The 18,773-nt window shown below is 71.6% G+C and carries 15 protein-coding genes; 3 read left to right on the forward strand and 12 right to left on the reverse strand.

What is annotated here, in order from left to right:
* Nucleotides 1–40: 40 nt before the first annotated feature.
* The 4 genes from ABXJ56_RS05660 to ABXJ56_RS05675 all read right to left on the reverse strand — a co-directional run bounded on the left by ABXJ56_RS05660 (nt 41) and on the right by ABXJ56_RS05675 (nt 5,145).
* The gene (locus ABXJ56_RS05660) at nt 41–1,690 is read right to left on the reverse strand and encodes an ABC transporter ATP-binding protein (RefSeq protein WP_353998738.1); all 1,650 of its coding nucleotides are present in this window, start codon (nt 1,688–1,690) and stop codon (nt 41–43) included.
* Nucleotides 1,687–2,589 carry an ABC transporter permease gene (locus ABXJ56_RS05665; RefSeq protein ID WP_353998739.1) on the reverse strand — a complete coding sequence of 301 codons (903 nt, stop codon included), beginning with the start codon at nt 2,587–2,589 and terminating at the stop codon, nt 1,687–1,689. Before ABXJ56_RS05665 ends, ABXJ56_RS05660 begins: the two co-directional genes overlap by 4 nt.
* On the reverse strand, nt 2,586–3,545 hold the full coding sequence (locus tag ABXJ56_RS05670) for an ABC transporter permease (protein ID WP_353998740.1): 960 nt from the start codon (nt 3,543–3,545) through the stop codon (nt 2,586–2,588). Before ABXJ56_RS05670 ends, ABXJ56_RS05665 begins: the two co-directional genes overlap by 4 nt.
* Nucleotides 3,546–3,618: 73 nt before the next feature.
* Nucleotides 3,619–5,145 (reverse strand): ABC transporter substrate-binding protein, encoded by a 1,527-nt coding sequence (locus ABXJ56_RS05675; RefSeq protein ID WP_353998741.1) that lies wholly within the window; start codon nt 5,143–5,145, stop codon nt 3,619–3,621.
* A gap of 157 nt (nt 5,146–5,302) precedes the next feature.
* On the opposite strand from ABXJ56_RS05675, the gene ABXJ56_RS05680 reads away from it, so the two are divergent.
* The gene (locus tag ABXJ56_RS05680) at nt 5,303–5,962 is read left to right on the forward strand and encodes a DUF1028 domain-containing protein (RefSeq protein ID WP_353998742.1); all 660 of its coding nucleotides are present in this window, start codon (nt 5,303–5,305) and stop codon (nt 5,960–5,962) included.
* Nucleotides 5,963–5,972: 10 nt separating this feature from the next.
* Here ABXJ56_RS05680 and ABXJ56_RS05685 read toward each other — a convergent pair whose 3' ends face one another.
* The 7 genes from ABXJ56_RS05685 to ABXJ56_RS05715 all read right to left on the reverse strand — a co-directional run bounded on the left by ABXJ56_RS05685 (nt 5,973) and on the right by ABXJ56_RS05715 (nt 14,941).
* Complete coding sequence (locus tag ABXJ56_RS05685; RefSeq protein ID WP_353998743.1) at nt 5,973–6,566, reverse strand: helix-turn-helix domain-containing protein; 594 nt, start codon at nt 6,564–6,566, stop codon at nt 5,973–5,975.
* An 84-nt stretch (nt 6,567–6,650) separates the two neighbouring features.
* On the reverse strand, nt 6,651–9,518 hold the full coding sequence (locus tag ABXJ56_RS05690; protein ID WP_353998744.1) for a DUF6351 family protein: 2,868 nt from the start codon (nt 9,516–9,518) through the stop codon (nt 6,651–6,653).
* A gap of 157 nt (nt 9,519–9,675) precedes the next feature.
* The gene (locus tag ABXJ56_RS05695; RefSeq protein ID WP_353998745.1) at nt 9,676–10,593 is read right to left on the reverse strand and encodes a serine hydrolase; all 918 of its coding nucleotides are present in this window, start codon (nt 10,591–10,593) and stop codon (nt 9,676–9,678) included.
* 54 nt (nt 10,594–10,647) lie between these two features.
* On the reverse strand, nt 10,648–12,624 hold the full coding sequence (locus ABXJ56_RS05700; protein WP_353998746.1) for a M13 family metallopeptidase: 1,977 nt from the start codon (nt 12,622–12,624) through the stop codon (nt 10,648–10,650).
* Between the two features lie 75 nt (nt 12,625–12,699).
* Entirely contained in the window at nt 12,700–12,984 is a 285-nt protein-coding gene (locus tag ABXJ56_RS05705) for an SHOCT domain-containing protein (protein ID WP_353998747.1), read from the reverse strand.
* Between the two features lie 89 nt (nt 12,985–13,073).
* Complete coding sequence (locus tag ABXJ56_RS05710) at nt 13,074–13,736, reverse strand: response regulator transcription factor (protein WP_353998748.1); 663 nt, start codon at nt 13,734–13,736, stop codon at nt 13,074–13,076.
* Nucleotides 13,733–14,941, reverse strand: coding sequence for a sensor histidine kinase (locus ABXJ56_RS05715; protein ID WP_353998749.1), 1,209 nt, complete (start codon nt 14,939–14,941; stop codon nt 13,733–13,735). Before ABXJ56_RS05715 ends, ABXJ56_RS05710 begins: the two co-directional genes overlap by 4 nt.
* Nucleotides 14,942–15,021: 80 nt before the next feature.
* Between ABXJ56_RS05715 and ABXJ56_RS05720 the strand changes: the two genes are divergently transcribed.
* Both ABXJ56_RS05720 and ABXJ56_RS05725 read left to right on the forward strand, forming a co-directional pair.
* Nucleotides 15,022–16,365, forward strand: a complete 1,344-nt coding sequence (locus ABXJ56_RS05720; protein WP_353998750.1) for an MATE family efflux transporter — start codon at nt 15,022–15,024, stop codon at nt 16,363–16,365.
* A 133-nt stretch (nt 16,366–16,498) separates the two neighbouring features.
* Complete coding sequence (locus ABXJ56_RS05725) at nt 16,499–17,941, forward strand: AAA family ATPase (RefSeq protein WP_353998751.1); 1,443 nt, start codon at nt 16,499–16,501, stop codon at nt 17,939–17,941.
* Nucleotides 17,942–18,102: 161 nt separating this feature from the next.
* Here ABXJ56_RS05725 and ABXJ56_RS05730 read toward each other — a convergent pair whose 3' ends face one another.
* Complete coding sequence (locus ABXJ56_RS05730; RefSeq protein ID WP_353998752.1) at nt 18,103–18,756, reverse strand: TrmH family RNA methyltransferase; 654 nt, start codon at nt 18,754–18,756, stop codon at nt 18,103–18,105.
* Between the last annotated feature and the right edge of the window lie 17 nt (nt 18,757–18,773).

An 18,773-nucleotide genomic window follows, 5' to 3' on the forward strand; every position in this document is an offset into this window, starting at 1 on the left:
GCGGACGGCGCCGATCACCGCCCGGCCCGGGCGAGCGGCGTCAGCCCTCGCCGGTGCGCGCGGCGCGGGGAACCTCGGGCGGCACCGCGTCCAGGAGACGCCGGGTGTAGTCCTCGCGCGGGTTCGCGAAGAGCTCCGCGGAGGATGCCGCCTCGACGGCCTTCCCCTCCTTCAGGACCACCACGGCGTGGCTCATCTCCTGCACGATCGCGAGGTCGTGCGCGATGAAGAGGTAGGTGAGGTCCTGCTCGCGCTGCAGGCGCCGGAGGAGGTCGAGCACGTGCGCCTGCACGGAGACGTCGAGCGACGCGGTCGCCTCGTCGAGGATGATCAGCTCCGGCTCGAGGGCCAGGGCCCGCGCGATCGAGATCCGCTGGCGCTGACCGCCGGAGAGCTCGTGCGGGAACCGGGTCGCGAACGCGCCCGGCAACCCGACGAGATCGAGGAGCTCCGCCACGCGCCTCTCGCGCCCGCGCCCTCCACCGGGGACGAGCCGGTGCACCCGCAGGGGCTCCGCGATCGCGTCGCCGACGCTCCGGCGCGGATCGAGCGAGGCGAAGGGATCCTGGAACACCATGGCGATCCGCCGCCGGTCGCGCCGCGACGCGCGCAGGACGTCCGCTCCGGCGAGCGTCGCCGTCCCCGCCCGGGGCGCGACGAGCCCGGTGAGGGCACCCGCGATCGTCGACTTGCCCGAACCGGACTCGCCCACGAGCGCGAGCGTCGTCCCGCGATCGACCGTGAACGAGACGTCGTCGACGGCATGGATGCTCCGATGCCCGGTCGGGGTCGAGATCGTGAAGGACACGTCGAGTCCCTGCACCTCCAGCAGAGGAGCGGATGCCGCGGGCGCGGCGGGTCCCGCGCCGGCGACGATCCGGGGCCGGGCGCGCAGGAGCTCCCGGGTGTAGTCGTGCTGCGGGTCGGCGTAGAGATCGCCCGCGGGTCGCTGCTCGAGCGCGGTGCCGTCCCGGAGGACGAGGACGTCGTCGGCCACCTGCCCGATGACGCCGAGGTCGTGGCTGATCCACACCACCGCGGTGCCGCGCTCGCGCTGCAGGTCGCGGACGAGCTCGAGGATCTGCGCCTGCGTGGTCACGTCGAGCGCGGTGGTCGGCTCGTCGGCGATCAAGAGCGCCGGATCGCAGGCGAGCGCGATCGCGATCATCGCGCGCTGGCGCTGACCGCCGGAGAACTGGTGCGGATACGCGTCGACCCGCTCGTCGGGGTTCGGCAGGCCGACCGCCTCGAGGAGGTCGATCGCGCGCGTGCGCGCCGCCGTGCCGCTCAGGCGCCGATGCACCTCGAGCGACTCGGTGATCTGGCGACCGATGGTGAGGAACGGGTTGAGCGAGGTCGAGGGGTCCTGGAAGACGAACCCGATGCGGTCGCCGTGGACGCTGCGGAGGGTCCGGTCCGAGGCGCCGACGAGTTCGATGCCGGAGGCCGCGGCATCCGCCCGGCCCCTCGCCCCGGGCACCGCCGCGAGCACACTCGACCCCGACACGCGTGCACCGGGGGCATCGATCAGCCCGGTCGCGGCGAGGACCGACATCGTCTTGCCCGACCCGGACTCGCCGACGATGCCGAGGGTCTGCCCGTCGGCGACGTCGAAGTCGATGCCGTGGACGATCTCGCGCGGTCCGATCGAGACCCCGAGGTCGCGCACGCTCAGCACGTTCGTGTTCATCGCGCCCTCCTCGCCTCGATGAGGCTCCGCTGCCGGGGATCGAGCACGTCGCGCAGGCCGTCGCCGACGAGGTTGAACGCCAGGGCCGTGACGAAGATCGCAGCTCCCGGGAAGACGCTCATCCACCACGCCTGCCCGAGGAAGCCCTGCGCGGTGAAGAGCATGCCGCCCCACGACGGGGCGGGCGGCTGGATGCCGAGACCGAGGAACGACAGCGCCGCCTCCGACAGGATCGCGAACGCCAGCGAGAGGGAAGTCTGCACGACGATGGGACCCGAGATGTTCGGCAGGACGTGGCGGAAGAGGATCGACCACCCGGGCGTCCCCATCGTCTGAGAGACCTGCACGAACGGCGAGGTCCGCACCGACAGGGCGCTGGCGCGGGCGACGCGGGCGAAGATCGGGGTGTAGACGACGCCGATGGCGATCATCGTCGTGAGTTGCCCGGGCTGGAATATCGCCACGATCGCCAGCGCCAGCAGCAGCACGGGGAAGGCGAACATGACGTCGACGACGCGCATGAGCGCGGCATCCGCCCATCCGCCGCGGTAGCCGGCGACCGCGCCGATGGCGAGGCCCAGGACGAGGGCGAAGAGCACGGCGACCACGGCGATCGACAGCGATGTCGAGCCCGCGACCAGCACGCGCGAGAACACGTCGCGGCCGAGTTCGTCGGTGCCGAACCAGTGCGCGGCGCTCGGTGCCTGGAGGGCACGGGCGACGTCGATGTCGTTGATGCCGTAGGGGGCGAGGATGCCGGAGAACACCGACGCGACGATGATGACGAGTAGCACCGCGGCGCTCGTGACGGTCACGGGGTTCGCCAGGAGCAGGCGCCACGCGGGCGTGCGACCGCTCGCGGCGGCGGCGGGGGGCGGACTCAGCTGGTCGACGCTCATGAGACGCGGATCCTCGGGTCGGCGATGGCGTAGAGGACGTCGACGATGAGGTTCACGACGATGAACATCACCGCCACGAGCAGCACGGCGCCCTGGATGAGCGGGTAGTCGCGCGCGGCGACGGCTTCGTAGACGAGACGGCCGAGGCCGGGCCAGGCGAAGACGACCTCGACGACGACGACGCCACCGAGGATCGTCGCGAGCTGGATGCCGGCGATCGTGAGCACCGGGACGAGGGCGCCCCGCACGATGTGGCGGAACGTCACGATGTGGCGCGGGAGGCCCTTCGACACCGCGGTGCGGACGTACCCGGAGGAGGCGACGTCGATGACGGCGGCGCGGATGTAGCGGGTCATGATCGCGCCCGCGACGAGGCCGACGGTGAGGCCGGGGAGGAGCACCTGCCTCAGCCACCCCGCCGGGTCGGCGCCGAAGGCGACGTACCCGCTCGCGGGGAGGAGGCCGAGGGTGACCGAGAACAGCGAGATGAGCAGCATCCCGAGCCAGAAGTCGGGGATCGAGACGCCGAACTGGCTGGTGAGCCGCACGATCACATCGCTCAGGCGTCCTTCGCGAAGCGCCGAGTAGATGCCGGCGGGCACCGAGAGGATGATCGCGATGACGAGCCCCACCAGCGCGAGCGAGATCGTGGCGGGGAGCCGGTCGAGGAGGGTGATCGTCACGGGCTGGCCGTTGCGGAAGCTCACCCCGAGGTCACCGGTGAAGGCGCTTCCGAGATACCCGAAGAACTGCTCCCACAGCGGGCGGTCGAGTCCGGATGCCGCACGCAGCGCCTCGTAGGCCTCCGGCGTGTAGCGGGTGCCGAGCGCGAGACGCACGGGGTCGCCGGGGACGAGCTGGATGAGGGCGAACACCACGATCATCACCCCGAGCAGCACGATCGCCGACGAGAGCAGACGCACGCCGAGGAACCGCGCGATGCGTGCGGGTCTCATTCTCATGTCGTCTGCTCTCGTCGGGTCTCGTAGGCTGCGGGGGGCTCTTCGGCGAGGCGCGGGATGTCGCGGCTCAGCCGGCCAGCGACGCCTCGTCGAAGCGGATCGCGCGGTCGGCGCGCGTGGTGTAGCCGGTCACGTCCGGCGACCAGACCTGGATGACCGACGGGTTGTAGAGGTAGATGTAGCTGGCCTCGTCCGCGATGATCGTCGCCGCCTGGGCGTAGAGGTCCTTGCGGGCCTCCGGGTCGGTCTCGATGCGTCCGGCGTCGAGCAGCGCGTCGACCTCGGCGTTGGAGTACCCCTGCGCGTTGCTCGCACCATCGGTGTGGTGCTGCGAGTAGTAGAAGTCGTCGGGGTCGATGTTGCCGAGCCAGCCCATCATGAGCATGTCGAAGTTGCCGGTGTTCTGCTCGTCGAGCCACGTGGAGAAGTCGGGCTGACGGATCTCGACGTCGATCCCCAGCGGCTCGAGGTTCGAGGCGATGATCTGTGCGGCGGTGACGGTCTCGGGGTAGTCCGAGGTCGCGAGCAGGTCGAGCGTGCCACCGGTGAAGCCGGCCTCGTCCAGCAGGGCCTGGGCGGCGTCGAGGTCGGTGGAGTACTCGTCGTAGGCGGTGTACCAGACGCTCTGCTCCGGGATGGCGAGCTGGTTGAGCGCCGCGGTGCCGTAGCTGACGGCCTGAACGATCGCGTCGCGGTCGATCGCGTAGGCGAGGGCCTGGCGTACGCGGACGTCGCTCCACGGCTCGCGCGCCTCGTTGAGGGCGAGGTACCAGTAGTCGCTGGAGGGGGTGAGGCCGATCTGGACGGTGTCGTCCGACTCGAGCTCGCTCACCTGCTGGGGCGGGACGACGTCGGTCCAGTGGATGTCGCCGGCGCGGAGGGCCGCGAGGGCCGTGGCGGGCTCGGAGATGAAGCGGAACTCGACGCCGCCCAGCTCGGGGGCGCCACCCCAGTAGTCGGGGTTCGCCGCGAGGGTGATGCGGTCACCCGACGAGTATCCGGTCACGGAGAACGGACCGGTGCCGACGGGGGCGGTGGTGATGTCGCCGGATTCGACGTTCTCCTGCTGCACGATCGCCATGCCCTTGAAGCCGCCGAGGTTGCTCAGCAGGTTCGGGGTGGGCTGGGCGACGGTGATGACGACGGTGTCGTCGTCCGGGGCCGTGATGTCGGTGATCGCCGCGAACTTCCAGGCGTTGGCGAGCTCCTCGTCGATGATGCGGCGGTAGGAGTAGACGACGTCCTCGCTGGTGAACTCCGACCCGTCGTGGAAGGTGACGTCGTCGCGGAGGTCGAAGGTCCACGTGAGCTGGTCGTCGCTGACCTCCCAGCTCTCGGCGAGCGCGGGCTGCATCTCGAGGTTCTCGTCGGGGGCGACGAGGGTGTCGAAGACGTTCTCCAGCACCTCGAACGCGAAGTACGAGCTGGTGCGCTGCGGGTCGAGCTGGTCGGGCTCGCCACCGATCGCGGCGATGAGGACGTCGCCGTCGACGCCCTCGGCGCCGTCGATGTCGACGCTCTCACCGGCGGAGCAGCCGGCGAGCGTGAGCGCGGCGACGAGGGATGCCGCGCCGAGTGCGGTGCGCTTGTTCATGGTGTGCCTATCGGGTCGTCGGACGGAACATCATCGCGGAGAGCATCATTTTGATGATGATTCGATCAGTATGTGCCACCATGAGGGGACGGGACAAGCCTCCGGCCATCTCGAAACAGAATCTTCACAATCGGCTCCACCCCCGCGAGAGGACACAATGACCTTCACCGTCCTGGCCCGGCATCCGCAGTCCGGCCTCCTCGGCGCAGCCACGGCGAGCCGCTCGCTCGCCGTCGGCAACGCCGTTCCGGACGTGCGTCCCGGGGTCGGCGCGGTCGCGAGCCAGGCGTGGACCAATCGCGCACTGCGGGGACTTCTCCTCGACGCGACGGATGCCGGATCGGGCGCCGCCGCAGCGATCGGCCGGATCCCGGAGTGGGATGCCGGGGCGCCGCTCCGCCAGGCGCTGCTTCTCCCCGCGCGCGGCGCGGGAGCCGCACACACCGGCGCGGAAACCACGCCGTGGACCGGGCACCTCGTACTCGAGGACGCGATCGTCGCCGGGAACCTGCTCGCCGGACCCGAGGTGCTCGACGCGATGCGGGACGCGCTCGCACCCCTCCGCGGGTTCGACGCCGGCTCCCCCGACGCCGCGGCACGGTTCGCCGCCGTGCTCGTCGCCGTCCTCGCCGCGGGCGAGTCTGCCGGCGGCGACGTGCGCGGCAGGCAGAGCGCCGCCGTGCTCGTCGCCGGAGCGGAGGAGGGCGACGCCACGGTGGACCTCCGCGTGGACGATCACGCCGATCCGCTGGACGACCTCGCCCGGCTCGTCGAGCTGCGTGCCGCGGATCTCCGCGGCACCGTCACCGCCCGGTAGACGCGGCCGCTCACCGCTCGAAGGGCGTGACCGCCCCGAGGACCACGGTCTCGGCGTCGTGGCCGTTGGCCCACCAGTGCGCCTCCGAGCAGCCGTACGTGACGGTATCGCCCGCCTCCAGGCGTACGCGACGCTCGCCCTGCGCGACGATCAGAACGCCGGATTCGACCGTCACCGTCTCGGTGCCGATGTGGCGGAACGGACGGCTCTCGTTGCTGAACCCCGGGGGCAGGGTCGAGCGGATGAGCTGCAGCATCGACTCCCCGCGCGGGGTCAGGAGCTCTCGCACCGACTGCTGATCCGCGGGGATGTCGGCGATCGGCGGCATCCGATGCCCTTGACCGGCCGGGACGACGGCGAGCTCTCCCGCCGGCTCGTCCAGGAGCTGTCCGGCCGGAACGCCGAGCGCCCCAGCGAGGCGGTGGATCGACTGCAGGGACGGATTGCCCATCCCGCGCTCGAGCTGGCTGACGAGACCGAAGCTGACCCCGGCCTTCTCCGACAGGGCCTGCACGCTGAGGCCCAGACGGCGCCGGGCATCGCGGACCGCCGCGCCGAGCGTCTGAACCGCGCGCGTCTCCTCGGTCTCGGTCTTCCGACTCATCCGCTTCACCCTACCCGGGGCCCCGTCCACGCAGAGGGGGTCACGTCCGAATCGACGTGACCCCCTGGGGACGGATGCCGCAGCTCAGCGCAGGCGGACCCCATTCCGCGACTCGAGCGTGATGGTCGGGTAGCCCTCAAGCGTCCCAGTGACGGCGACCGAGATCGTCGAGCCCCGGTCACTGCGGGTCAGTGTGTACTGACGTCCCGTCGCGCCGGCGATCGGCTCGCCGTTCCGCAGCCACTGGTACGACAGATCGGTGCGCGGAGTCCACACCCCGGCGACCGCGGTCAGCCGACTCCCCACCCACGGGAGGCCCACGACGAACCCTTCGGTGGCGAGCGCGGTCTTCAGCGTCGGCTCCGATCGCAACGTCACCGTGTCGACGCCGGCGAGCGTGCCGGTCACCTCGACGCTGAGCGGCTGGCGCAGGTACGCCGCCGACACCTTCAGGGTCGCCGTGTTCGCGCCTCGGATGGCGCGATCTCCGACGTACCACTGGTAGGTCAGCGTCGCGCCCTCGGACCAGGCGCCCGGCACGGCCCGCAGGGTCTCACCGACCACCGGCGTCCCCTCGATGATCGGGACCGTGGCCTGCATCGCCCGCGAGGCGGGGTCGGACACGATGCTCCGGTCGACGAAGCCCGCGGCGGATGCCGTCACCCGCACGGTCAGCGCGGCATCGGCGATCGCCGGGTCGACGACGTAGGTCGATCCGGTCGCACCGTCGATCGGCCGGCCGTCGGCGAACCACTGGTACGACAGCACCGCACCCTCGGTCGACGACGAGCCCTCGGCGGACAGCTCGACGCCGGGCGCGGCGCGGCCGGCGATGGCGACTCCGTCGAGCGCGGCGGGTTCGGTGACGCCGAAGTCCAGCCACGTTCCCTCGAGTTCCGTGTAGCCCTGGCTCGGCTGGGTGAAATCGCAGACGCCGGTGTCGAAGAGAGCGGTGAGGCGATCCCATTCGGCATCCGTCATCTCCGGGTAGTCCTCACGCACCGGTGCGGTCAGCTCGCACTTGAGCACCTCCGCCGACAGCGGCAGACCCGCCTCCGCCCGCGGCTGCGAGTGGTACGGGTACAGCGTGTTGCACGCGGTGGTGGGGTCGTCGTAGTCGAGCACCTCGGTGATGAACCCGCCCTGGGCGTCGAAGCATCCGTCGCCGAGCCCCGCGGGGCGCGCGTCGACCGTGCGGGCGCGGTCTCCCGGTCCGCCGGCCGCGACGATCGCGTCCAGCCACGCTTCGAGCTGCGTGAGCGCCTGGGCTCGCATCGCCGCCGTCGCGGTGTTGTCGTTCGGGCCGGTCCAGTTGACGTGGGTGTCGGCGTTGCCCCACGCATCCAGCATCCGCTCCCGGATGATCGCCGATCGGTACCGCTCGTGGAAGTCGCCGGTCGGGTCGGTGTAGTTGCGGATCTCGATGACGGGGATCGTCTCGAGTCCACCGGTCATCATGTTCACGCGTCCGGTCGCGAAAGCCCGCTCGATCGCGGCGACGCTCGCCTCGGACCGCTCGGCGGTGCGCGCGCCGTCGACATCGATGCCGCCGATGTTCTCATTGAGCGAGAGGAACTGCTCGGCGGTGATCACCCCTTCCTCGAGGGCGTTCAGGCCGTACTGCAGCCCGACGTTGTCGGGTTCGACGCGGAGGCCGCGGCCCTGATCGTCGGTGCCGTAGACGTTCTTGACCATGTCGGCGATCGTGCAGCGGAGGCCGTCGGGGTTCGACGGCGACCAGCGGTCGGCGACCGGAACGGCCGCGTTGCACCCGCGATTGGGGTCGTCGACTCCGTCGAAGAAGGTGAAGCCGAAGCACGTCCCGGTTGTGGCGTGTCCGGTCACGGCGAGCTTCTGCGCATCGGTCCAGCCGGCTCCGGCGGGCGAGTTCCAGTAGCCCAGCAGACCGCGGCAGTCGTGACCGCCGATGGTGGTGGAGCGCTCGTCGGGGTAGCCGATCTCACCGAGGACACCGTCGAGGATGCCGGGGTAGTTGTTCGACAGCAGCAGCTGCTGCATCGTCCCTGCCGATCCCCCGGACCCCACCGTGTAGGTGACGGGTCCGAGCTGCTCGACGACGTGCTCCTTGACCATCATCGCCGTCTCGGCGCTCGTGACGTCGTTGCAGTTCTGGGCGTAGACGTTGAACGTCGCCGACGCCACGGCGTACCCGCGGCTGAGGAGCAGGTCGTTCTGCACCCCGCCGGTCGACGACCCCTGCCAGTAGCCGACGCCGCAGGCGCCGCCGAACGTGTAGGCGAGGCGTCCGTTCCAGCCCGCCGGGCTCGCGAACGGGGTGGGCTCGGCCTCGGACGGCTGGTGCAGCATCGCCGTCTCGTACACCGCACGGTTGATCGTGCCGCGCTCGATGCGGATGACGTAGGGCACGGTGTCGCCACCGAGGATCGTCGTGGTCGCGACATCCGCGGGCGTGGATCCGTCCGTCGGGTAATCGGCGAACTGCCCGCCCGTGGTGCGGTAGCGGTACGACACGACGGCGGATTCGATGTGGCAGTCCTCGTCCACGGCGCCGAGGTTCCACGGGGCGCCGGACGCGGTGCAGTACATCGGATGCTGCGGCCCGGAGAACACCGGACCCGTGATCGGGTGGTTCTCCACCTCGACACTGCCTATTTCGGCGCCGGCGCCGGAAACCACGGTGATCGCGCTCACACCGTTCGGCAGACCGGTGACCTCGCCGACGAGGCGGCCGCCGAGCGGGGCGAAGGCGTCGGTCACATCCAGGCCGGCCGCCGTGACGCGGACGTCGCCGGAGGCGCCGGAGATGCCGATGAGCGCGTCACCGCCGGAGACGCTGTCGGCCCGCCCCGAAAGCACCTCGACGGTGACGTTCTCGGGTGCGGCACTCGCCGCCATCGGGGTGAGGACGGCGGCGACCAGTGCCACCGCCGTGGTCGTACACGCCCACAGGCGCGCTCGTGCAGATCTCATAGGTCAGAACCTTTCGACGTCGTCGTCGGTGAGATACGGCGTCGTCGCCGCACGCGACACACGATAGAAGTACATGTGACGCGCGTCAATGAAAGTTCGATTAACAGTTCCCGCCCGCGCACACGCCGCGGGCCCGATTGTCCGGCCCGCGCGACCTCTAGAAGACGTACTCCATGATGTCCGTGCCGAGGATGCGGAACGCCTCGTGGGCGCGGAGGCGGTGGGCGATCGAGAGGTCGTCGAAGCAGACGATGAGGGCGTAGGCGACGCCGGCGCGGGGCCCACCGAGGACGCCCGCCTCGGCACGGATGCCGACATCCCGACCGGTCTTGTTCACGAAGAGAAGCCCGTGCGCGTCGTCATCGTGCGCGAAGGGATCGAGGCCGGTGGCGGACCCCACGAGGGAGAGGTCCTGATTGAGGCTCAGCCACTCGGCGACCTGCACGCTCACCGCCGGAGAGACCGCGGACGAGTTCACGAGCGCGGCGAACAGCTCGGCGAGCTCACGCGCCGAGGCGAGCGCGACGTGCGGTGCGTCATCGGGGCCCCGGTCGTCGCGGAAACGGTCCATCAGCGCCGTACGGCGCAGGCCCAGCGCCTCGATGCGCGTGCGGACCGCGGGAAGACCGACCCGCTCCAGCAGGATGTTCGCGGCCAGCGCGTCCCCCGCCGCGGCGGCGAGCACCGCGAGATCGGTGAGCGGCAGCGCGGGCGCCTTCAGGTGACGCCAGATCCCGCCGCCGGGTGCGGCATCCTCTCCCCCGCGGTCGACGATCTCCAGCGGGTCGAGGGCGCCGGTGGTGAACCCGGCCGCCACGTCGATCAGCAGCGGAACGACCCCGAGCCCCGCCACCGGCAGGGTCAGGTGATCGTCGCCCTCCAGCACCACATCCCCGCGGTCGAGATCGGCCACGTGCACCGCGACCTTCGCCCCCGACGCCGCGACCGCCTCCAGCGCCTTCATCGACGGCGCGAAGGACCGCCGCCCGACCGCCGCCCGGCGCGGGAGCCGGCGCTCGGTGCGCTTGCGGGCACTCCGCAGCGGCGCGGCATCCTTTCGGGGTTCGGTGGCCACGCGCGCGCGTCCTTCCTGGGGTTCGCGGTCAGGCGGTTCGGGTTCCGCCCGGAATCACCAGATCGTCACGCGCTGGTCGGCCGGAAGCCACAGCGCGTCGCTCTCGGTGAGACTGAAGGCATCGTAGAACGCATCGATGTTCCGCACGATCTGGTTGCAGCGGAACTCGTTCGGCGAGTGCGGGTCGATCGTCAGCAGGCGGATGGTCTCGGCATCCCGGCCCTTCTGCTGCCAGATCTGCGCCCAGCTCAGCAGGAGCCGCTGGATGCCGGTGAACCCGTCGATCTCACCGCCGTCGGCCGGCTCGTCCGCCTTCTCGAGGTGCAGGGCGTACGCCTTCAGAGCGATGCCGAGGCCGCCGAGGTCGCCGATGTTCTCGCCGATCGTGAGCGACCCGTTGACCGTGTGCTCCTCGCCGAGGCCGACCGGAGAGAGCGCGTCGTACTGGGCGATGAGGTTCGCGGTGCGCTCCTCGAACGCCGCGCGATCCTCGGCGGTCCACCAGTCGTTGAGCGCACCGGTGCCGTCGTAGCGGCTCCCCTGGTCGTCGAACCCGTGGCCGATCTCGTGACCGATGACCGCGCCGATGCCCCCGTAGTTGGCCGCGGCATCGCGATCCGCCTCGAAGAACGGGTACTGCAGGATGGCGGCCGGGAAGACGATCTCGTTGTACAGCGGGTGGTAGTAGGCATTGACCGTCTGCGGGGTCATGAGCCACTCGTCGCGGTCGATCGGCTGACCGATCTTCGCCAGCTGACGGTCGTGCTCGAGCACGTGGGCGCGGAGGGCGTTGCCGACGAGGTCGCCGGCGTCGACGGTGAGCCCGGAGTAGTCGCGCCACTTCTTCGGGTAGCCGATCTTCGGGGTGAACGCGTCGAGCTTCTCCAGAGCGCGCTCTCGGGTGGCGGGGCTCATCCACTCGAGGTCGGTGATGCTCCGGCGGTACGCCTCGATGAGGTTCGCGACGAGCTCGTCCATCGCGTCCTTCGCGGCCGGCGGGAAGTGCCGGTCGACGTAGACCTTGCCGACCGCTTCACCCATGGCCGCCTCGACGAAGCTCACGCCGCGCTTCCAGCGCTCGCGCAGCTGCGGGACGCCGGAGAGCTGCGTGCCCGAGAACGCGAAGTTCTCGGCGACGAAGTCCTCCGACAGCAGCGACGCCCACGAGCGGATGACGCGGAAGCGCAGCCAGTCCTTCAGCACCGCCAGGCGCTCGGGGACGAGGATGCCGGCGAGCGCCTCAACGAAGCTCGGCTGCGAAACGACGACCTCGGCGAACGCCTCCGCGCGCCCGGGGGCCAGCGCGTCGCGCCAGGGTGCGAGGTCGACACCGGCGCGGGCGACGAGGTCGTCCCAGCCGAGGAGGTTGTAGGTGGCGACCGCGTCGCGGCTGCGCACGTTGTCCCAGTGGTGGGTGGCGACCTCCGTCTCGAAAGCGAGGATGCGCGCGGCCGCAGCCTCGGCATCCGGAACTCCGGCGAGATCCAGCATCCGCTGGACGTGCCCCTCGAACACGCGGCGGAGCTCGGTGAAGTTCTCGAGGCGGTAGTAGCTCTCGTCGGGGAGCGAGAGCCCCGACTGCGCGACGAAGGGGACGTAGCGCTGCGGGTCGCCCGGGTCGGCCTCGATGTAGAGGCCGAGGAGTCCGCCGACGCCCTCGCGCTCGAACTCGCCGAGGAGCACCAGGAGCTCCTCGATCGAGGAGACCGCGTCGATGCGGGCGAGGAGCGGACGCAGCGGATCGGCGCCGAGCTTCTCGATGCGCTCGGTGTCCATGAAGCTGGTGAAGAGGTCGCCGATCTTCCGCGGCTCGGTGCCGGGGTCGGCGCTGACCGACTCCTCGATGATCGCGTGGACGTCCTTCTCCGCCTGCTCGGCGATGAGGTGGAACGACCCCCAGCGGGCCTTGTCGTCGGGGATCTCCGTCCGCTCGAGCCACGAGCCGTTGACGTAGCGGTACAGGTCGTCCTGGGGGCGGATCTCGGCGCTGAGTTCATCCAGCGCGAGGCCGGAGCGGAGGGCATCGGTCATGCGTCCCAGGATAAGCACCTCGCATGACCGATGACCCTCGACGAGGAGTCCTCTTCGTGACCTCTTCGGGGATGCTCAGCGACCGTCGAGCGCGGAACGACGGCGGGCGTACTCGTCGTCGTCGATCTCCCCGCGCGCGAATCGCTCATCGAGGATGCCGCGCGCGGAGCTCGTCGCGACGGCGGGGGCGGCCGCGGGCACCGCGGTCGTGTCGGACGTGCGGAGACGGCGCACCAACCAGATGACGGCGACCACGGCGAGCGCGAGGAGCGCAAGACCGAACAGCGCGCCGAAGACGTCGCCGATGAGGCCGGGGCCGAGGTCGAACAGGTCGCGGTCGAGGCGGGGCAGCGGGGGCATGATGTCCTTTCCGGCGGCAGCTGTTCCACCGCACCCCTCGATGCTCGCCGTCGCGAGCGGACCCGTCGTCGGCCCCAGGGAGTCGGCGACTACTCCCGCGGGAGGTGATCGGGGTCGACCAAACCGGCCTCGTAGGCGACGATGACCAGCCGCACACGGTCCCGGGCGCCGAGCTTGCCCATCATGCGCGACACGTGCGTCTTCACCGTCAGCGGGCTGAGGAAGAGCGCGTCGCCGATCTCGGCGTTCGTGAGCCCTCGTCCGACATAGGAGAGGATGCCGCGCTCCCGGTCGGTGAGACCCGCCACCAGCTCCGTCCGGCGTGGGCGCAGTTCGACGCCCTCGATGACCCGGCGCGCGATCGAGGGACTCAGCAGCGCCTCGCCCTCGTGGGCCACGCGGACGGCGCGGATGAGATCGGTCGGCTCGGCATCCTTCACCAGGAACCCGACCGCACCGGCGCGGAGGGCGCGGGTGACGTACTCGTCGAGCTCGAACGTGGTGACCACGACGACCTTCGTCGATCCGAGCGACGGGTCGGCGCGGATGCGCTCGGTGGCCTCGAGTCCGTCGCCGCCCGGCATCCGGATGTCCATGAGGACGACGTCGGGACGATGCCTGCGGACGAGCTCGACCGTCTCGCCGCCGGTGGATGCCTCGGCGACGACGTCGATGTCGGGCTCGGCGTCGAGGAGTGCGCGGAAACCTGCGCGGATGAGCTGCTGGTCGTCGGCGACGATGACACGGATCATGCGCTGCCCGGCCGCTCGAAGGGGAGTACGGCGCGGACCGCCCATCCGCCGCCGGCGCGCGGCCCCGCACTGAGGGAGCCGCCCGCGAGCTGCGCGCGCTCCGACATTCCGGCGAGGCCGAGTCCGCCGGTGCGCGGCGTCGCACCCGCGCCGACGCCGTCGTCGATGACGTCGATGGTGAGCACGCGGGCGAGCGCGGAGATCCGCACGGCGACCGATCGGGCCCGCGCGTGCCGCGCGACGTTGGTGAGCGCCTCCTGCACGATGCGGTACGCGGCGGCCTGGACGCTGCGCGGGACATCGTCGGTCGCGTCGAGGTCGAGGGCCGGTTCGATTCCGGCGTCGCGGACGACGCGGAGGAGGTCCGGTATGCGCGACAGGCCGTTGTCCGGGGTCAGCGGCGCGTCGCCGGGAGCCCGCAGCGCGCCGATGACGCCGCGGACGTCGGCGAGCGCCGCTCCGCTCACCTCTCGCACGTTCGCAAGAGCCTCCCGCGCGCGAGCCAGCGCCTCCGGTTTGTCGGGGTCTGAGAGGTGGAGCCCGACGCCCGCCTGCACCGAGATCTGACTGAGCGAGTGGGCGAGCACGTCGTGCAGCTCGCGAGCGAGACGTTCGCGCTCGGTGCGCATCGCCGTGCCCTGGCGGCGCTCCTCCGCCTCGGCGTCGCGGGTGCGGCGCTCGCGCGCCGTCCGGAGGAGTTCGCCGGCGCCGAATGCCGCTGCCAGCAGGACCACGGTCCACGCGATCTGCCCGACCGTCGGGGGATCGTCGATCACGGGCGAGAGGAGCACGACCGCGAGGAGTGCGGCGACGACCGACGCCAGAGCCCACGCGCGTGCATCGCGCACGACCGCCGAGACGACGGCGACGGCGAGGGCGAGGGCGGGGAGCCGTACGTCGTCATCCGAGACGGCGATGTCGACGGTCGAGAGGAGGGTGATGCCCGCGACGACCGGCCCGGGAGCCGCCCGGGCCGCGAGCAGCACGGCGGCGGACCCGACGGCGAAGAGCAGGGCGAGGACGAACTCGCCCTCGGGACCGGGGATGTCGCCGCGGAGGAGCCGCCGGAACCCGTCGCGGGGGAGGCCGCCGAGGAGCGATCCGAGGTTGACGATGAGGACGACCGCCGCGGGCAGGATGACCCGCCATCCGGCGGGATCCGGAGCCGCCCACCACGGCGCACGGGAGCGCGACGGATCGGACATAGGCCCAGGCTAGGGGCGCACGCGCACCGGGGCGTACTCCCGCGGGAGGTCGTGTCCGCACCACGGCGTAGGCTCGGCGGGTGGGATCTTCCGCCGCCTCGCCCTCGAGTCCGACGACCCTCAATCGCTCGATCCTCGCGCTCGCCGTGCCCGCGCTCGGCTCGCTCATCGCCGAACCGCTCTTCCTCATCGTCGACGCCGCGATGGTCGGTCACCTCGGCGTCGAACCGCTCGCGGGACTCGGCATCGCGTCGGCGGTGCTGCAGACGATCGTCGGACTGATGGTCTTCCTCGCGTACTCGACGACGCCGGCCGTCGCGCGGCGGTTCGGCGCGGGCGACCCGGGCCGCGCGGTCTCGGTCGGGATCGACGGCATGTGGCTCGCGCTCGGGCTCGGCGGGGTGCTCGCGCTCGGCGGATCGCTGCTCACCCCCGCACTCGTCGGGGCGTTCGGAGCGACGGATGCCGTGGCCGAGCAGGCCCGGATCTACCTCGGCATCTCGATGTGGGGTCTTCCCGCGATGCTCGTCGTGTTCGCCGCGACCGGACTCCTCCGCGGCATGCAGGACACGGTGACCCCGCTCTGGATCGCCGGGCTCGGATTCGCCGGGAACGCCCTGCTCAACGCCCTCTTCATCTACGGCTTCGGGTGGGGCATCGCCGGTTCCGCCGTCGGCACGGTCGTCGCGCAGTGGGCGATGGTCGGGGCCTACGTCGTGGTGATCGGGCGGCTGGCACGTCGGCACGAGGCATCCGTCCGCCCGCGTCGGGAGGGCGTGTCGGGGTCGGCCCGCTCGGGCGGGTGGCTGTTCGTGCGGACGGTGTCGCTGCGGGTCGCGCTGCTCGCGACGGTGGCGGTCGCGACCGGTCTCGGGACGGAGGAGCTCGCGGGCTGGCAGGTGGCGTTCACGATCTTCTCCGCCGCTGCTTTCGCCCTCGACGCGCTCGCGATCGCCGCTCAAGCGCTGATCGGCAAGGCGCTCGGTGCCGGCGACGTGCCGTTCGCGCACCGGGTGCTGGGGCGCACGCTGGCGTGGGGCGCGTGGTTCGGGGTGATCGTCGGGGGTCTGATCGCGGCGCTGTCGGGGGTGATGGGGCTGCTCTTCACCGGGGATGCCGAGCTCGCGGCGCTGATCCAGCCCGCGCTGCTGATCCTCGCGATCGCCCAGCCGATCTGCGGGATCGTCTTCGTGCTCGACGGCGTGCTGATCGGCGCCGGCGACGTGCGCTACCTCGCCGCCGCGGGGGTGCTGACCCTCGCGCCGTTCCTCCCTGCGCTCGCGCTCGTCGCCGCCTTCGCGCCCGCGGGCGCCGTCGGCCTCGCGTGGCTCGGCGCCGCGTTCTTCGGCGTCTACATGCTCGCCCGCCTCGCGACGCTCGGCGTCCGCGTGCGCGGCCAGGCGTGGGCCGTCGCCGGCGTCTGAGCGCGGGCGCGGCTTCGGTTACCCGGCCCACCCCGTTCGGTGGCGCCTATCTGCGGGTGCGCGGGGCCCACACCCACGCGAAGACGCCACCGAACGGCGCGGTCTCGCACGGCGCCGGACTACGGTGGGGCGGGTGAACGCCCCTGACGACAGCGCATCGCACGACGACGCGGCCCTGATGCGCCAGCTCGGTCGCCTCATGCACCGCCTCATGGCACTCCCGGACGATCGCGAACCCGAGCTGACCGGCCTCGGCGCCCGCGTCGCGGCGCACCTCGGCGTCGATCCGAGCGGTCTGCCCATCACCTCGGAGACCATCCGCCCCCACCGCCTCGTCGACGCCGGCCTCGCGATCGACGAGATCGCTCGCGCGGATCCAGATGCCGAGACCCTCGGCGTGGCCGGGATGAACCGGCTGCACGACGACCTCGCCGGCATGCTCCGCAGCGCCCACACGAACTACTCCCTCGGGGGCCCCGTCGAGTACACCTCGGCGGCGACCGGACCCGACACCACCCGCCAGACCGTGTCGTTCGCCCTGCGCCTGCTGCGCATCGATGGCGCTCCGCTCGCGGTCCTCCAGCGCGGCCCCGCCCCGCAGTTCGGACGCGAGGCCGGGTCGCTGGAGATCGTCGCCGTCGACACCGCCACCGCGGCATCCTTCGTCGCAGAGGTCCGCCGGTTGATGACGGAGCGCAGCGTCGTGCGCGGGAACGTCGTGACGTTCACCCGCGACGAGTACGGCAACAGCCTCGGGCGCCTGACGTTCGTGCCGCGCCCGCACGTCCCCGCCGACGCCCTGATCCTGCCGGACGGGGTACGCGAGCGCATCCACGGCCACGTCGTCGGCATCTCGCGGCAAGGCGCGCAGCTCGCAGCCCACGGTCAGCACCTCAAGCGCGGCGTCCTGCTCTATGGCCCGCCGGGCACGGGCAAGACACTCACGGTGCGGCACCTCCTCAGCGAGACTCCGGATGCGACGGTCGTGCTCCTCCAGGGTGGCGCCCTCGGCCTCGTAGGTGAGGCCACCCGCCTGGCGCGAACGATGACGCCCGCGATCGTGGTACTCGAGGATGTCGATCTCGTCGCCGCCTCGCGCGATGCCTACGGCATCCAGCCTCTGCTGTTCGAGGTCCTCGACGCGTTGGACGGACTCGACGGCGATGCGGATGTCGCCTTCATCCTCACCACGAACCGAGCGGACGCCCTCGAGCCCGCTCTGGCGGCCCGCCCCGGTCGGGTCGACCTGGCCGTGGAGATCCCACTGCCGGATGCCGCGGCGCGCCGTCGTCTTTTCCGCCTGTACGCCGAGGCCCTGCCCCTCTCGCCCCAGATCGTCGACGCGTGCGCCGACCGCGCGGAGGGGTCGACAGCGTCCTTCGCGAAGGAGTTGATGCGCCGCGCGGTGCTGCGCGCGACTCTCGACGAGCGGAGCGTCACCGACGACGACCTCGTGCAGGCGCTCGATGACCTCCTCGCCTCCACGAGCGGGATCTCACGCGTCCTCTTCGGCGGATCAGAAGCCGCCGACCTCGGTGACGCCGAGGGCTCCGTCGGGTTCGGCGCGCACTACTGACCCCGCGCGCTCGGTTCTCCCCCGGGTGGGGGCAGGCCCCTTCGCGCTCGGTGGCGCCTACCTGCGGGTGCGCGGGGTCGACACCCACGCAAGGGCGCCACCGAACCGCGCGCGACGGCGCGCGAGGGCGACGCGACGGCGCTCACGGGCGCAGCGCGGGGTCACGCCCAGCGGCGGCACCACTCGTACATGACCACCGCGGCGGCGGCGCTGGCGTTGATCGAGCGGGTCGAGCCGTACTGCGTGATCTCCACGACACCGGACGCGGCGGCCACCGCCTCCGCCGACAGGCCCGGCCCCTCCTGACCGAAGAGCAGCACGCACCGCTCCGGAAGCTCCGCCCGGTCGACGGGCACAGACCCCTCGACGTTGTCGACTGCGATCACGGGGATGCCGGCATCCGTCGCCCACGCGGTGAACGCGGCGACGTCCTCGTGGTGCCGGACGTGCTGATAGCGGTCGGTGACCATCGCGCCGCGCCGGTTCCAGCGACGGCGCCCGATGATGTGCACCTCGGCGGCGAGGAACGCGTTGGCGCTCCGCACGATCGAGCCGATGTTCATGTCGTGCTGCCAGTTCTCGATCGCCACGTGGAACGGATGCCGCCGCTCGTCGAGATCGGCGACGATGGCCTCCATCGTCCAGTAGCGGTAGCGGTCCTCGACGTTGCGCCGGTCGCCGGCCGCGAGCAGCTCGCGGTCGTACGACTCGTCCCCCGGCCACGCGTCCGGCCCGCCCGGCCAGGGCCCGACACCCACCTCGTGCGCGGGCTCCGGTGCGGGCTCGGCGCCCTCCGCGGGCTGGGCGTCGGTCATCGGATCAGCGTATCCGC

Origin of the sequence: Microbacterium aurantiacum (assembly GCF_040532595.1) — a bacterium.
Taxonomy (GTDB): Bacteria; Actinomycetota; Actinomycetes; order Actinomycetales; family Microbacteriaceae; genus Microbacterium; species Microbacterium chocolatum_B.